The following is a 14,120-nucleotide window of genomic DNA, read 5'->3' as shown; positions in this document are numbered from 1 at the left end:
GTAGCAACATCCCTGTGCTTTTGGAGGAATCGTAAAGATGTCTAATGATAAAGGATTACAGGATGCTCATGTCAAAATCGGGGCCAAACAGACCATGAAACTTGTGGAGTCAGGCCAAGCCGCAGAAGTTTATGTGGCAGAGGATGCGGAATTCCGGCTCATTTCCAAGATCGAAGGGCTGTGCAGCAAGCACGGCGTGAAGATCACCTATGTGGACACCATGCAGCATTTGGGGAAAGCATGCGGGATTGAAGTGGGCGCAGCGATGGCTGCCATCGTGAAACCATAGCAATATGGGATGAAGGCAAGTTAATACCGTAAGAAACGTTTTTGTTAGGGAAGCCAGGCTTCTCTCGGCAAAAACTTTTCATTTGTTCTTTTATGAACCGCCTGGGTCTGTGGACTTAAAAAAGAGGTTTGTAAGGAGAATGAACATATTGGAAGGAGGTGGCTAACAATGCCAACAATTAACCAACTGGTTCGCAAAGGACGTCAAGCTAAAATCTACAAATCGAAGTCCCCTGCTCTGCAGAAAGGATACAACGCTTTGAAGCGTGAAGATACGGATTTGAGCGCTCCTCAAAAACGTGGGGTTTGCACCCGTGTAGGTACGATGACTCCGAAAAAACCGAACTCCGCACTTCGTAAGTATGCCCGTGTTCGCTTGACGAACCGCATCGAGGTTACTGCTTACATTCCGGGAATCGGACACAACCTGCAAGAGCACAGCGTGGTATTGGTTCGCGGCGGACGGGTAAAAGACCTTCCGGGTGTACGTTACCATATCGTTCGCGGCGCGCTTGATACGGCTGGCGTAAACAACCGCATGCAGGCTCGTTCCAAATACGGCGCTAAGCGTCCGAAAGCTAAAAAATAAGCGGCTAACCGCTTTGTAACAACCAAGACGTAAGAAAGGGGGATATCCATGCCACGCAAAGGTCCAGTTGCCAAAAGAGACGTGCTGCCAGATCCGGTGTACAACAGCAAGCTGGTTACTCGTCTGATCAACCGCATCATGCTGGATGGTAAGAGAGGTGTTGCTCAAAGCATTCTTTACAACGCGTTCAACCTGATTCAAGAACGTACGGGTAAAGATCCTATGGAAGTGTTTGAAGCAGCCATCAAAAACATCATGCCAGTACTGGAAGTTAAAGCTCGCCGTGTCGGTGGTGCGAACTACCAGGTGCCTATCGAAGTAAAACCAGAGAGACGTACAGCTCTCGGACTTCGTTGGCTCGTAAACTACTCCCGCAGCCGCGGTGAGAAAACGATGGAAGAGCGTTTGGCTGCAGAGATCATCGATGCATCCAACAACACAGGCGCTTCCGTCAAGAAACGCGAAGACACGCACAAAATGGCTGAGGCGAACAAAGCGTTTGCTCACTACCGCTGGTAGGATTCAGTTCATCATATATTACACTTCAATTTTGAAGGGAGACTATTTTCATGGCAAGAGAGTTCTCCTTGAAAAATACACGTAATATCGGGATCATGGCGCATATTGACGCTGGTAAAACGACCACCACAGAGCGGATCTTGTTCTATACAGGCCGTACGCACAAAATCGGTGAAGTTCACGAGGGTGCAGCTACGATGGACTGGATGGAGCAGGAACAGGAGCGCGGGATCACGATTACTTCCGCTGCGACGACCGCTTCTTGGAAAGGTCACCGCGTCAATATCATTGATACCCCAGGGCACGTTGACTTCACTGTTGAAGTTGAACGTTCCCTTCGTGTATTGGATGGGGCAGTAGGCGTTTTCAGTGCGAAAGAGGGCGTTGAGCCTCAGTCTGAAACCGTATGGAGACAGGCTGACCGTTACGGCGTACCACGGATCGCATATGTAAACAAAATGGATATCATCGGTGCCGACTACCTGAACGTCGTAAAAGACATGCGTGAACGTCTGCAAGCGAACGCGGTTGCGATTCAATTGCCGATCGGCGCGGAAAACGACTTCAGAGGCATCATCGACCTGGTCGAACAAAAAGCTTACATGTACAAAGACGACCTGGGTCAAAACATCGAGGAAACCGAAATTCCTGCAGAGTTCAAAGACCAAGTCGAAGAACTTCGCGCGGAATTGATCGAAAAGGTTGCGGAACTCGACGAAGAATTGACGATGAAGTATCTGGAAGGCGAAGAAATCACCGTTCCGGAACTGAAAGCTGCACTCCGCAAAGGGGTCTGCGAAGTTAAGATCTTCCCGGTTGTCTGCGGCTCCTCGTACCGCAACAAAGGGGTTCAGCTGATGCTGGACGCCGTTATCGATTACTTGCCATCTCCAGTTGACGTGCCGTCGATTCAAGGTCACCTTGAGGACGGATCCGAGGTAGAACGCCACTCTTCCGACGAAGAGCCGTTTGCGGCTTTGGCATTTAAAATCATGACTGACCCTTATGTCGGTAAATTGACATTCTTCCGCGTATACTCCGGTATCCTTCAATCCGGATCTTATGTATTGAATGCCACCAAAGGCAAACGCGAACGTATCGGACGTATCCTTCAGATGCACGCGAACAGCCGTCAAGAGATCAGCGAAGTTTACGCTGGTGATATCGCGGCTGCCGTAGGTTTGAAAGATACGGGTACGGGCGACACGCTTTGCGACGAAAAAGCTCCGGTAATCCTCGAATCGATGAACTTCCCTGAACCGGTTATCGAGATTGCCGTTGAACCTAAAACCAAAGCCGACCAAGACAAAATGGGCGTTGCTTTGAGCAAATTGACGGAAGAAGATCCTACGCTGCGTGCTCATACGGATGAAGAAACCGGTCAAACGATTTTGGCTGGTATGGGTGAGCTTCACCTCGACATCATCATCGACCGCATGCGTCGCGAGTTCAAGGTAGAAACCAACGTGGGTAAACCGCAGGTTGCTTACCGTGAAACCTTCCGTACACCAGCTCGCGTCGAAGGTAAATTCGTTCGTCAGTCCGGTGGTCGTGGTCAATACGGTCACGTATGGGTTGAGTTCGAACCTCTCGAAGCAGGTACTGGCAGCCAGTTTGACAGCAAGATTGTCGGTGGCGCGGTACCAAGAGAATATATTCAGCCTGCACTGAATGGTATCGAAGAAGCCATGAAAAATGGTGTACTCGCCGGCTTCCCGATCGTGGACATCAAAGCTACGATCGTAGACGGTTCCTACCATGATGTCGACTCCAACGAAATGGCGTTTAAGATTGCCGGTTCCATGGCGCTTAAAGCAGCAAAAGACAAGTGTAACCCTGTCCTGCTCGAGCCAATCATGAAAGTCGAAGTTACCGTGCCTGAAGAATACATGGGCGACGTAATGGGTATGCTGAACTCCCGCCGCGGACGGATCGAAGGTATGGATTCCCGTTCCGGTGCTCAAATCATTCGTGCGAAGGTGCCTCTCTCCGAAATGTTCGGATACTCGACCACACTTCGTTCCGGTACCCAAGGACGCGGCGTGTTCTCGATGGAAATCTCTCACTATGAGGAAGTTCCTCGCAACATCGCCGAAGAGATCATCTCGAAGTCCAAAGGCTCTGCCGAATAAGTTTTACGTTTTAAAGACTGGCCGGATCATCAACATCCAAGAAACCCTGCATAAATGCCGGCCGGCATAAACATACAACATTTATTCCATTTAAGGAGGAATTGTTCAAAATGGCAAAGGCTAAATTTGAACGTACTAAACCGCACGTTAACATTGGCACGATTGGTCACGTCGACCATGGTAAAACTACTTTGACTGCAGCAATCACAACTGTATTGTCCAAAAAATACGGTGGCGCTGCCGTAGCATTCGACCAAATCGACAAAGCTCCAGAAGAGCGCGAACGCGGTATCACGATCTCTACTGCACACGTAGAATACGAAACTCCTGCTCGTCACTATGCACACGTTGACTGCCCAGGACACGCCGACTACGTTAAAAACATGATCACTGGCGCAGCTCAAATGGACGGCGCAATCCTGGTTGTATCCGCAGCTGACGGCCCAATGCCGCAAACTCGCGAACACATCCTGTTGTCCCGTCAGGTAGGCGTTCCTTACATCGTCGTATTCCTGAACAAATGCGACATGGTTGAAGACGACGAACTGCTTGAACTGGTTGAAATGGAAGTGCGCGATCTCCTGAGCGAATATGAATTCCCAGGCGACGACACTCCAATCATCCGCGGTTCCGCTCGTGAAGCTCTGCAAAACCCAGACGGCGAGTGGGCTGAAAAAATCGTTGAAATGTTCAACATCATCGACGAGTACATCCCAACTCCAGAACGCGACACTGACAAACCTTTCCTTATGCCAGTCGAAGACGTGTTCTCCATCACTGGCCGCGGTACGGTTGCTACTGGCCGCGTAGAGCGTGGTACAGTTAAAGTCGGCGACGAAGTTGAAATCGTCGGTATTGCTGAAGAAACTAAAAAATCCGTCGTTACCGGCGTTGAAATGTTCCGCAAATTGCTTGACTCCGCTCAAGCCGGCGACAACATCGGTGCTCTTCTTCGCGGTGTAGACCGTAAAGAAATCGAACGCGGTCAAGTACTTGCTAAACCAGCTTCCGTAAACCCACACACTGAGTTTACTGCTCAAGTTTACGTACTGACTAAAGAAGAAGGTGGACGTCATAAGCCTTTCTTCACTGGATACCGTCCTCAGTTCTACTTCCGTACAACTGACGTAACAGGTATCATCAACCTGCCAGAAGGAACTGAAATGGTTATGCCTGGCGACAACATCACTGTAACTGTACAACTGATCTCCCCAATCGCGATCGAAGAAGGAACGAAGTTCTCCATTCGCGAAGGCGGACGTACAGTTGGTGCAGGTGCGGTAGCTAGCATCATCAAGTAATGATTTTGGAATGAAGCAGCTTCGGTAACGAAGCTTCAAATTCCGGAGTCTGAACGATATACGATATGCAACATTGTGCTGGAACGAGTAACATTGTGACGTAAACGCAAGGCAAGCAAAAGGTACTTCTTTTTCCGGGAAGTGCCTTTTGCTTTTTTTCTTATTAAAGCTTGCATTACGCCCAATCTTTCTATATAATAGTGAATGTTGTTCTGAGACGTTGCGATGATGTGAGAGGTTACTGACACACCCGGCCCCTTTGCCATGGAGCAGGATGTCAGAAAATTTTCACGGAGTATGTCCGATACCAAATTGGGCGATAGAAGGAGGGACTAAAATGGCAAAGCAAAAAATTCGTATTCGTTTGAAGGCTTACGATCACAGAATTCTTGATCAATCCGCTGAGAAAATCGTTGAAACTGCGAAACGTTCTGGTGCTGGTGTATCCGGACCGATTCCGCTTCCAACTGAAAAACAAATCATTACCATTCTCCGTGCGGTACACAAGTATAAGGATTCTCGGGAGCAATTCGAAATGCGCACTCATAAGCGTCTGATCGACATTGTGAACCCAACTCCACAAACTGTGGATGCTCTTATGCGCTTGGACCTGCCGTCCGGTGTAGATATCGAAATCAAACTGTAATTTCCGTCAAGGAATCAAGAAGGGAAAAGAGGTGTCAACATGAAAGGTATCTTAGGAAAAAAACTCGGAATGACTCAAGTATTTACCGCTGAAGGTAATGTAATTCCTGTAACTGTAGTGGAAGCAGGTCCTTGCGTTGTTCTGCAAAAGAAAGATATCGAGAACGATGGATACGAAGCGATCCAAATCGGTTTCTCCGATAAAAAAGAGAAAAGTGCCAATAAACCGGAAGCAGGACATGCCAAAAAGGCTAACACTGCACCTAAGCGCTACGTTCGCGAAATCCGCGGTGTTGACCTCGGAGCATACGAGGTTGGCCAAGAGCTGAAAGCTGACATTTTTGCGGAAGGCGAGTATGTTGACGTAACCGGCACGTCCAAAGGTAAAGGTTTCCAAGGCGTTATCAAACGTTGGGGACAAAGCCGCGGACCAATGGCTCACGGTTCCCGTTACCATCGTGGACCAGGTTCCATGGGTTCCATCCAAGCAAACCGCGTTCCTAAAGGCAAACACCTTCCAGGACAGATGGGTCATGTGACCGTAACGGTTCAAAAGCTTGAGGTTGTTAAAGTTGACACAGAACGCAACGTGTTGCTGATCAAAGGCGCCATCCCAGGCCCTAAAAACAGCTTCGTGAAAATTAGTGAAACGGTGAAGAAATAATCACCTAAGGAAAGGAGGAACAATAAATGCCAAAAGTATCCGTGTTTAACGTTAGCGGAAGCCCAGTAGATGAATTGGAACTGAACGATGCGGTATTCGGTATTACGCCAAACGTTCATGTCATGAACCAAGCCGTATTGCTGCAAAGAGCGTCTTTGCGTCGCGGTACGCATAAAGTGAAAGGCCGTTCTGAAGTACGCGGCGGCGGACGTAAGCCTTGGAAACAAAAAGGCACAGGCCGTGCTCGTCAAGGTTCGATCCGTGCACCACAATGGAAAGGCGGCGGTACTGTGTTTGGCCCAACGCCACGCAGCTACACGTTCAAGCTTCCTAAGAAAGTTCGTCGTTTGGCGATCAAATCCGCGTTGTCTTCCAAAGTGATCGACAACAACATCATCGTTCTGGATGCACTTGCGTTGAACGCTCCTAAAACCAAGGAATTCGCAGCCATCCTGAACAACCTGAAAGTGGAACGCAAAGCCCTGATCGTGGCTCCTAGCTATGATGATAATGTGGCTCTTTCCGCACGTAATATTCCTGGCGTGAAATTCGTAGCGGCAGACGGCATTAATGTTCTTGACGTACTTCTGTACGACAAGCTGATCATTACGAAAGAAGCAGTTCAGAAGGTAGAGGAGGTGCTCGCGTAATGAAAGACCCTCGTGATATTATCAAACGTCCGGTGATTACGGAACGTACGGCCGAATACATGAGCGACATGAAATACGCTTTCGAGGTTGACATTCGTGCCAACAAAACCGAGATCAAACAAGCCGTTGAGTCTATTTTCAAAGTGAAAGTGACTAACGTTAATACGATGCGCGTCCCAGCGAAGCCGAAACGTTATGGCCGCTACAACGGTTATACGACCGAGTGGAAAAAAGCCATCGTAACGCTGAGCCAAGACAGCAAACCGCTTGAGTTTTTTGAATCTGTAGAGTAAGGAGGAGTAAACGTGCCTATTAAAAAGTATAAACCGACTTCCCCGGCAAGACGTAACATGTCCGTCTCTACGTTTGAAGAGATCACGACAAACCAGCCGGAGAAATCGTTGCTTGCGCCGCTCAGCAAAAAAGCCGGCCGCAACAACCAAGGTAAAATTACAGTTCGTCACCACGGCGGCGGACATAAACGTAAATACCGTATCATCGATTTCAAACGTACGAAAGACGGCATACCAGGTACCGTTGCTACAATCGAGTATGACCCGAACCGTACTTCCAATATCGCTCTGATCCACTATGCAGACGGAGAGAAGCGTTACATCATCGCTCCAAAAGGTCTGAAAGTCGGAGACAAGATCGAATCCGGCCCTAACGCCGACATCAAAATCGGTAACGCGCTTCCGCTGGAAAACATTCCGGTAGGTACCGTTATCCACAACATCGAACTGAAGCCTGGCAAAGGCGGACAATTGGTTCGCGCTGCCGGTACCGAAGCTCAGCTTCTCGGTAAAGAAGAAAAGTACGTATCCGTGCGTTTGTCTTCCGGTGAAGTTCGCAAGCTCCTGAAAGTTTGCCGCGCGACGATCGGTTCCGTAGGCAACGAAGATCATGAATTGATCAAAATCGGTAAAGCAGGCCGCAGCCGCTGGCTCGGACAACGTCCTGAAGTTCGCGGTGTCGTCATGAACCCTAACGATCACCCTCACGGTGGTGGTGAAGGCCGCGCTCCAATCGGACGCAAATCGCCTATGTCTCCATGGGGCAAACCAACCCTTGGTTACAAAACGCGTAAAAAAGGAAAAGCTTCTGACAAGTATATCGTTCGCCGCCGCACAAAATAATGCACGCTGTGCATAACTTTGTGAAGTGCCGAAAGTAACGAGAGATTGGACGAAGGGAGGATTTTATAGATGAGTCGCAGTTTGAAAAAAGGACCTTTCGTTGATGGGTACCTGCTGAAAAAAGTAGAAGCGATGAACGAATCGAACAAGAAAGCCGTTATCAAAACTTGGTCCCGCCGCTCTACGATTTTCCCGCAATTTATCGGTCACACGTTCGGTGTATATGATGGACGCAAGCACGTTCCTGTATACGTAACGGAAGACATGGTAGGTCACAAGTTGGGCGAGTTCGCGCCAACGCGTACTTACAAAGGTCATACGGACGATGACAAGAAAACAAGAAGATAAAACTGAAGCTCTTTGTTTGAGAGGAGGTAAAACAAATGGAAGCAAAAGCACATGCCAGATCGATCCGGATTGCTCCTCGTAAAGTCAAGCTCGTGGTTGACTTGATCCGCGGTAAGCAAGTTGGTGAGGCCATCGCCATTCTTCGCCACACTCCGAAATCGGCTTCCCTGGTCGTAGAGAAGCTGCTGAACTCGGCGATCGCCAATGCTGAGCATAACTACTCGATGGATATTAACAATTTGGTTGTGAGCCAGGTTTACGTAAACCAAGGGCCGACCATGAAGAGATTCCGTCCACGTGCCATGGGTCGTGCGAGCCGAATCAACAAACGCACCAGCCACATTACTTTGGTGGTATCTGAAAAATAAGGAGGGATAACGTGTGGGCCAAAAGGTAAATCCAGTCGGACTCCGGATCGGTATTATCCGTGATTGGGAATCGAAATGGTATGCAGGCAAAGATTTCGGAAATCTTTTGCTGGAAGACGTTAAAATTCGTGAATACCTTAAAAATAAATTGAAAGACTCTGCCGTATCTCGCATCGAAATCGAAAGAGCGGCTAACCGTGTGAACGTAACGATCCACACTGCGAAACCAGGCATGGTTATCGGTAAAGGTGGTTCTGAAGTCGAAGTACTGCGGAACCAAGTAACGAAAATTGCAGGCGGTAAAAAAGTTCACATCAACATTTCTGAAATCAAACAAGCGGACATGGACGCGATCTTGGTTGCAGAAAGCATTGCACAACAATTGGAACGCCGCGTTTCTTTCCGTCGTGCATTGAAACAAGCAATCCAAAGAACGATGCGTGCAGGCGCTAAAGGTATCAAAACTCAAGTCAGCGGACGTCTTGGCGGCGCTGAAATCGCTCGTACGGAAGGCTACAGTGAAGGAACTGTTCCACTTCATACGCTTCGTGCTGACATCGACTACGGTACAGCTGAAGCACATACGACTTACGGCCGTCTTGGCGTGAAAGTATGGATCTATCGTGGAGAGGTTCTTCCTACGGCTAAGAAACAAGTAGCTCAGGAAGGAGGCAACTAATCATGTTGGTACCAAAACGTGTAAAACACCGCAAGCAGCAACGCGGTCACATGAAGGGTATGGCAAAAGGCGGCACTGAGCTCAACTTCGGCGAATTCGGTCTGCAGGCTCTGGAGCCAACTTGGATCACGAACCGCCAAATCGAAGCAGCGCGTATCGCGATGACTCGTTACATCCGCCGCGGTGGTAAAGTTTGGATTAAAATTTTCCCAGATAAGCCGATCACTCAAAAACCTCTTGAGGTTCGTATGGGTAGCGGTAAAGGTAACGTTGAAAAATGGGTCGCAGTTGTCAAACCAGGCAAGATTATGTTTGAACTTGGAGGCGTGCCAGAGGAAGTTGCTCGCGAAGCGATGCGTCTCGCCGCTCACAAGCTGCCGATCAAAACGAAGTTTGTGAAACGTGAAGAATTGGGTGGTGAAGCAAATGAAAGCTAATGATCTGCGTAACTTGACCACTGCAGAAATTGAGCAAAAGATTGCGGGCTTTAAAGAAGAACTCTTTAACCTCCGTTTTCAATTGGCTACCGGACAGCTTGATAACCCGACTCGGATCCGTGATGTGCGCAGGGAAATAGCTCGTGCTAAAACCGTCATCCGTGAAAGAGAACTTGGGATTAGTTAATTGATGCAGTCATTATTGCCTGTATTCAGGAAGGAGGCTAACGATGAGCGAAGAACGCAATGCTCGTAAAGTGCAAATCGGTAAAGTTGTCAGCGATAAAATGGATAAAACCATTGTCGTAGCTGTTGAAACTTACAAGAAGCATGATCTCTATCACAAACGCATTAAATACACCAAAAAATTTAAAGCGCATGATGAGAACAACACTGCACAAATCGGAGATACCGTTAAAATCATGGAAACTCGTCCACTCTCCAAAGATAAGCGCTGGAGACTGGTAGAAGTCGTTGAAAAAGCGGTTATCATCTAAAGATATAGCGACAGTTTTTCCGAAAGGAGGAAATTTCAATGATTCAACCATTTACACGTCTGCAAGTAGCTGACAATTCCGGTGCGAAGGAACTGATGTGTATCCGCGTATTGGGAGGAACAGGACGTCGTACTGCAGCGATTGGCGATTTGATCGTTTGTTCCGTAAAACAAGCAACACCAGGCGGCGTTGTCAAAAAGGGTGACGTAGTCAAGGCTGTTGTCGTTCGTACGAAACGTTCCGTACGTCGTAAGGACGGATCTTACATCGCATTTGACGAAAACGCAGCGGTTGTTGTTAAAGAAGACAAGAGCCCACGCGGAACTCGTATTTTCGGACCAGTGGCACGCGAACTTCGTGATAAAGACTTCATGAAAATCGTTTCCTTGGCACCGGAAGTTATCTAAGTCTTCAATTGAATCGGATAACCGATTGAATAAATCGTTCCAAGTTACTTGCCATGGGCAAGCCCGCAGGAGGTGTAACGAATGCCAAAAGTGAAAAAGGTTCTGGAATCCTACAACAACAAGCTCCACGTTAAAAAGGACGACACAGTAATGGTGATCAGCGGTAAAGACAAAGGCAAAAAAGGCCGCGTCATTGCAGCTTATCCTCGTGAAAACCGCGTACTGGTGGAAGGCGTGAACATGGTGAAAAAACACCAAAAGCCTAGCCAAATGAATCCGCAAGGCGGAATCATCGAGCAGGAAGCGCCAATCCATGTATCCAACGTGATGCATATCGATCCGAAGAGCGGCAAAGTAACCCGCATTGGTTATAAAGTGCTCGATAACGGTAAGAAAGTTCGCGTAGCGAAAAGATCCGGAGAAGTTATCGACTAATCGAGAGCTAAAGAAAGGAGGTTTATGATTCATGGCAGCAAGATTGAAAGAACGTTTTTTGAATGAAGTTACTCCTGCTTTGATGCAGAAGTTCAACTATTCTACTGTTATGCAAGTACCTAAAATCGAGAAGGTTGTCATCAACATGGGTGTGGGTGATGCCGTATCCAACTCGAAAGTGCTTGATTCCGCAGTTAACGACATGCAGCTGATCGCTGGTCAAAAACCGGTAATCACTCGTGCTAAAAAATCCATCGCAGGATTCAAATTGCGTGAGAATATGCCGATCGGTGTGAAAGTAACGCTGCGCGGTGAGCGCATGTATTACTTCCTGGACAAATTGTTCAACATCACTCTTCCACGCGTGCGTGACTTCCACGGCGTGTCCACGAAAGCATTCGACGGACGCGGAAACTATACGCTTGGCCTCAAGGAGCAACTGATCTTCCCTGAGATCGAGTATGATAAAGTGGATAAAGTCCGCGGTATGGATATCGTTATCGTAACGACGGCTAAAACTGACGAAGAGTCCCGCGAGCTGCTCGCTCAATTGGGAATGCCTTTCGCGAAGTAATTCGCGAATCCATTTCTCCGAAAATTTTTAGGAGGTGTCAGGCTAAGTGGCAAAAACTTCGATGAAAGTAAAACAACAACGTACGCCTAAGTTCAAAGTACGTGCTTACACACGTTGCGAACGTTGTGGTCGTCCACATTCGGTACTGCAAAAGTTCAAAATTTGCAGAATTTGTTTCCGTGAATTAGCTTATAAAGGCCAGATCCCTGGCGTGAAAAAAGCAAGCTGGTAAGAAGTTTATAATCGGGAAGGAGGTTTACACACATGACTATGTCTGATCCAATTGCAGATATGCTTACTCGTATTCGTAACGCGAACACTGTGCGTCACGAAACAGTTGAGATGCCTGCTTCGACGATGAAAAAACAAATCGCTGAAATCCTGAAGCGTGAAGGTTTCATCCGTGATGCAGAATATATCGAAGATAACAAACAAGGGATTATCCGTGTTTTCCTGAAATACGGTCCTAACAACGAACGCGTTATCTCCGGCTTGAAGAGAATCAGTAAACCAGGTCTGCGCGTTTACACGAAGAGCAACGAAATCCCTCGTGTACTCGGCGGTCTCGGAATTGCGATTATCTCCACTTCGAAGGGGATTATGACCGACAAAGAAGCTCGTCAATCCAAAGCTGGCGGAGAAGTTGTCTGCTACGTTTGGTAATACACGTCACAGAACAAGGAGGTGCAACAAATGTCCCGTATTGGTCGCAAACCAATCGCAGTACCTAGCGGTGTGGATGTCACACTGAACAATACTACAATCACGGTTAAAGGACCGAAAGGATCTTTGACTCGTGAACTTCACAAGGATATGAAAGTAACGGTTGAGAACAACGAAATCATCGTTGAACGCCCATCCGACAACAAACTGCATCGTTCCCTTCACGGCACGACCCGCAGCGTTGTCAGCAACATGGTGAGCGGCGTAACCGAAGGATTCTCGAAATCTCTGGAACTCGTTGGGGTCGGATATCGTGCAAACAAGTCCGGAGACAAGATCGTCCTGAACGTTGGTTACTCTCATCCGGTTGAAATCACTCCAGAACCGGGTATTGAATTCGAAGTGCCTGCAAATACGAAAATCATCGTTCGCGGTATCGATAAAGAGCGCGTAGGTGCATACGCCGCTAAAATTCGTTCCGTTCGCGAACCTGAACCGTACAAAGGCAAAGGGATTAAGTACGAAGGCGAACGCATTATCCGTAAGGAAGGTAAAGCTGGTAAGAAGAAATAAGCTTTCTAAGCTTACCGGTCTTTTGCCTTGTGCGTCTTAGTGAAGCTGTAATGGCAAACTGAAAGGAGTGAAAAGGAAGTCATGATTACAAAACAGGATAAGAACAAGGCACGTGTCAAACGTCATCTGCGTGTACGCAAGAAAATCCAAGGTACTGCAGCTCGTCCGCGTTTGAACGTATTCCGTTCTTCTAAACATATCTATGCTCAACTGATCGATGACGTAGCAGGCGTAACCCTGGTATCCGCATCTACGGTTGATAAAGAACTGAGCGGTTCCGTGAAAAACGGCGGCAGCGTGGAAGCAGCTCGTCAAGTAGGCGAACTGGTAGCAAAACGCGCGAAGGAAAAAGGACACACAGCGGTTGTATTCGACCGTGGAGGATATCTGTATCATGGACGGATTCAAGCCCTGGCTGAAGCAGCACGCGAAGCAGGCTTGGAATTCTAAGAATTTCTAAAAAGGAGGTTAACGACTTGCGTGTAGATCCGAACACTTTAGAACTGACTGAAAGAGTTGTAAATATTAACCGCGTAGCTAAAGTTGTAAAAGGCGGACGCCGTTTCAGCTTCAGCGCACTGGTTGTTGTCGGCGACGGCAAAGGCTGGGTCGGTGCAGGTATCGGTAAAGCCGGTGAAGTACCTGACGCGATCCGCAAAGGCATCGAAGATGCGAAGAAAAACTTGATCCACGTTCCGATCGTAGGAACAACTATTCCTCACCTGGTTACTGGTCACTTTGGCGCTGGACGCGTTCTGTTGAAACCAGCTTCCGAAGGTACTGGAGTAATCGCCGGCGGTCCTGTTCGCGCAGTACTCGAGCTGGCTGGTGTAGGTGACATCTTGACAAAATCTTTGGGTTCTTCGAACTCCATGAACATGGTCAACGCGACTCTGGAGGGCTTGTCCCGTCTGAAACGCGTTGAAGAGGTTGCCAAACTTCGTGGCAAATCTGTCGAAGAGCTGCTCGGTTAAGGAGGGAATGTCATGGCTAAACTTCAAATTACCCTCGTCCGCAGTGTGATCGGTCGTCCTGAAACTCAGCGTACTACCGTGAAAACTCTCGGCTTGCGTAAACTTAACTCCAGCGTGGTCCACAACGACAATCCCGCGATTCGCGGTATGATCAACAAAGTGAGCCATCTGGTATCTGTTAAAGAAATTGAAGGTTAATTCCAGCGTCGAATTAACTTACAAATATTAAGGAGGTGCAACG

25 protein-coding genes are annotated in these 14,120 nt (G+C 48.1%); all 25 read left to right on the top strand.

The features are described 5' to 3' along the window. Positions 1-37: 37 nt before the first annotated feature. The 25 genes from AC27KL_RS26740 to rpmD all read left to right on the top strand — a co-directional run bounded on the left by AC27KL_RS26740 (position 38) and on the right by rpmD (position 14,077). Positions 38-289, top strand: a complete 252-nt coding sequence (locus AC27KL_RS26740; RefSeq protein ID WP_339322481.1) for a ribosomal L7Ae/L30e/S12e/Gadd45 family protein — start codon at positions 38-40, stop codon at positions 287-289. A 168-nt stretch (positions 290-457) separates the two neighbouring features. Next, a complete protein-coding gene (gene rpsL, locus AC27KL_RS26735) occupies positions 458-877 on the top strand; it encodes a 30S ribosomal protein S12 (protein WP_036712553.1) in 420 nt (139 codons plus the stop codon). Positions 878-925: 48 nt separating this feature from the next. Beyond that, positions 926-1,396 carry a 30S ribosomal protein S7 gene (rpsG, locus tag AC27KL_RS26730; protein WP_212952126.1) on the top strand — a complete coding sequence of 157 codons (471 nt, stop codon included), beginning with the start codon at positions 926-928 and terminating at the stop codon, positions 1,394-1,396. A 50-nt stretch (positions 1,397-1,446) separates the two neighbouring features. Further along, positions 1,447-3,528 carry an elongation factor G gene (fusA, locus tag AC27KL_RS26725; RefSeq protein WP_339322480.1) on the top strand — a complete coding sequence of 694 codons (2,082 nt, stop codon included), beginning with the start codon at positions 1,447-1,449 and terminating at the stop codon, positions 3,526-3,528. Positions 3,529-3,638: 110 nt separating this feature from the next. After that, positions 3,639-4,829 (top strand): elongation factor Tu, encoded by a 1,191-nt coding sequence (gene tuf / locus AC27KL_RS26720; RefSeq protein ID WP_339322479.1) that lies wholly within the window; start codon positions 3,639-3,641, stop codon positions 4,827-4,829. Positions 4,830-5,166: 337 nt separating this feature from the next. Then, positions 5,167-5,475, top strand: a complete 309-nt coding sequence (rpsJ, locus tag AC27KL_RS26715; RefSeq protein WP_005544556.1) for a 30S ribosomal protein S10 — start codon at positions 5,167-5,169, stop codon at positions 5,473-5,475. Between the two features lie 39 nt (positions 5,476-5,514). Continuing rightward, positions 5,515-6,138, top strand: a complete 624-nt coding sequence (gene rplC / locus AC27KL_RS26710) for a 50S ribosomal protein L3 (protein WP_339322478.1) — start codon at positions 5,515-5,517, stop codon at positions 6,136-6,138. A 26-nt stretch (positions 6,139-6,164) separates the two neighbouring features. Then, positions 6,165-6,788 carry a 50S ribosomal protein L4 gene (gene rplD, locus AC27KL_RS26705; protein ID WP_339322477.1) on the top strand — a complete coding sequence of 208 codons (624 nt, stop codon included), beginning with the start codon at positions 6,165-6,167 and terminating at the stop codon, positions 6,786-6,788. Beyond that, positions 6,788-7,081 (top strand): 50S ribosomal protein L23, encoded by a 294-nt coding sequence (gene rplW, locus AC27KL_RS26700; RefSeq protein ID WP_339322476.1) that lies wholly within the window; start codon positions 6,788-6,790, stop codon positions 7,079-7,081. Before rplD ends, rplW begins: the two co-directional genes overlap by 1 nt. Positions 7,082-7,093: 12 nt before the next feature. Continuing rightward, positions 7,094-7,924, top strand: coding sequence for a 50S ribosomal protein L2 (gene rplB / locus AC27KL_RS26695; protein ID WP_339322475.1), 831 nt, complete (start codon positions 7,094-7,096; stop codon positions 7,922-7,924). Between the two features lie 69 nt (positions 7,925-7,993). Next, positions 7,994-8,272, top strand: a complete 279-nt coding sequence (rpsS, locus tag AC27KL_RS26690; RefSeq protein WP_036712573.1) for a 30S ribosomal protein S19 — start codon at positions 7,994-7,996, stop codon at positions 8,270-8,272. Between the two features lie 35 nt (positions 8,273-8,307). Then, positions 8,308-8,640, top strand: coding sequence for a 50S ribosomal protein L22 (gene rplV, locus AC27KL_RS26685; protein WP_212952123.1), 333 nt, complete (start codon positions 8,308-8,310; stop codon positions 8,638-8,640). Positions 8,641-8,653: 13 nt separating this feature from the next. Next, positions 8,654-9,319, top strand: coding sequence for a 30S ribosomal protein S3 (gene rpsC / locus AC27KL_RS26680; protein ID WP_339322474.1), 666 nt, complete (start codon positions 8,654-8,656; stop codon positions 9,317-9,319). Between the two features lie 2 nt (positions 9,320-9,321). Continuing rightward, positions 9,322-9,756 carry a 50S ribosomal protein L16 gene (gene rplP / locus AC27KL_RS26675; RefSeq protein WP_194234539.1) on the top strand — a complete coding sequence of 145 codons (435 nt, stop codon included), beginning with the start codon at positions 9,322-9,324 and terminating at the stop codon, positions 9,754-9,756. Continuing rightward, a complete protein-coding gene (rpmC, locus tag AC27KL_RS26670; RefSeq protein ID WP_036712586.1) occupies positions 9,746-9,943 on the top strand; it encodes a 50S ribosomal protein L29 in 198 nt (65 codons plus the stop codon). Before rplP ends, rpmC begins: the two co-directional genes overlap by 11 nt. Positions 9,944-9,986: 43 nt before the next feature. Then, positions 9,987-10,253 (top strand): 30S ribosomal protein S17, encoded by a 267-nt coding sequence (rpsQ, locus tag AC27KL_RS26665; protein WP_025336666.1) that lies wholly within the window; start codon positions 9,987-9,989, stop codon positions 10,251-10,253. Positions 10,254-10,291: 38 nt separating this feature from the next. Next, positions 10,292-10,660 (top strand): 50S ribosomal protein L14, encoded by a 369-nt coding sequence (rplN, locus tag AC27KL_RS26660; RefSeq protein ID WP_160045381.1) that lies wholly within the window; start codon positions 10,292-10,294, stop codon positions 10,658-10,660. Between the two features lie 81 nt (positions 10,661-10,741). Further along, entirely contained in the window at positions 10,742-11,095 is a 354-nt protein-coding gene (gene rplX, locus AC27KL_RS26655; RefSeq protein WP_339322473.1) for a 50S ribosomal protein L24, read from the top strand. Between the two features lie 31 nt (positions 11,096-11,126). After that, positions 11,127-11,669, top strand: a complete 543-nt coding sequence (gene rplE, locus AC27KL_RS26650) for a 50S ribosomal protein L5 (RefSeq protein ID WP_036712597.1) — start codon at positions 11,127-11,129, stop codon at positions 11,667-11,669. A 46-nt stretch (positions 11,670-11,715) separates the two neighbouring features. After that, positions 11,716-11,901, top strand: a complete 186-nt coding sequence (locus AC27KL_RS26645) for a type Z 30S ribosomal protein S14 (RefSeq protein ID WP_013312154.1) — start codon at positions 11,716-11,718, stop codon at positions 11,899-11,901. 32 nt (positions 11,902-11,933) lie between these two features. After that, positions 11,934-12,332: a 30S ribosomal protein S8 gene (rpsH, locus tag AC27KL_RS26640; protein WP_160045384.1), complete on the top strand. Its 399-nt coding sequence runs from the start codon at positions 11,934-11,936 to the stop codon at positions 12,330-12,332. A 30-nt stretch (positions 12,333-12,362) separates the two neighbouring features. Next, complete coding sequence (rplF, locus tag AC27KL_RS26635) at positions 12,363-12,905, top strand: 50S ribosomal protein L6 (protein WP_339322472.1); 543 nt, start codon at positions 12,363-12,365, stop codon at positions 12,903-12,905. 81 nt (positions 12,906-12,986) lie between these two features. Beyond that, positions 12,987-13,355, top strand: a complete 369-nt coding sequence (rplR, locus tag AC27KL_RS26630; protein ID WP_160045386.1) for a 50S ribosomal protein L18 — start codon at positions 12,987-12,989, stop codon at positions 13,353-13,355. A 26-nt stretch (positions 13,356-13,381) separates the two neighbouring features. Continuing rightward, on the top strand, positions 13,382-13,879 hold the full coding sequence (rpsE, locus tag AC27KL_RS26625; RefSeq protein ID WP_036712609.1) for a 30S ribosomal protein S5: 498 nt from the start codon (positions 13,382-13,384) through the stop codon (positions 13,877-13,879). A 12-nt stretch (positions 13,880-13,891) separates the two neighbouring features. Then, positions 13,892-14,077, top strand: coding sequence for a 50S ribosomal protein L30 (gene rpmD / locus AC27KL_RS26620; RefSeq protein ID WP_036712612.1), 186 nt, complete (start codon positions 13,892-13,894; stop codon positions 14,075-14,077). Positions 14,078-14,120 lie beyond the last annotated feature (43 nt).

This window comes from Paenibacillus sp. YAE3, from assembly GCF_057546105.1.
Note: the sequence above shows the minus strand (reverse complement) of the source record. Positions and strands in the feature narration are given on the sequence as shown.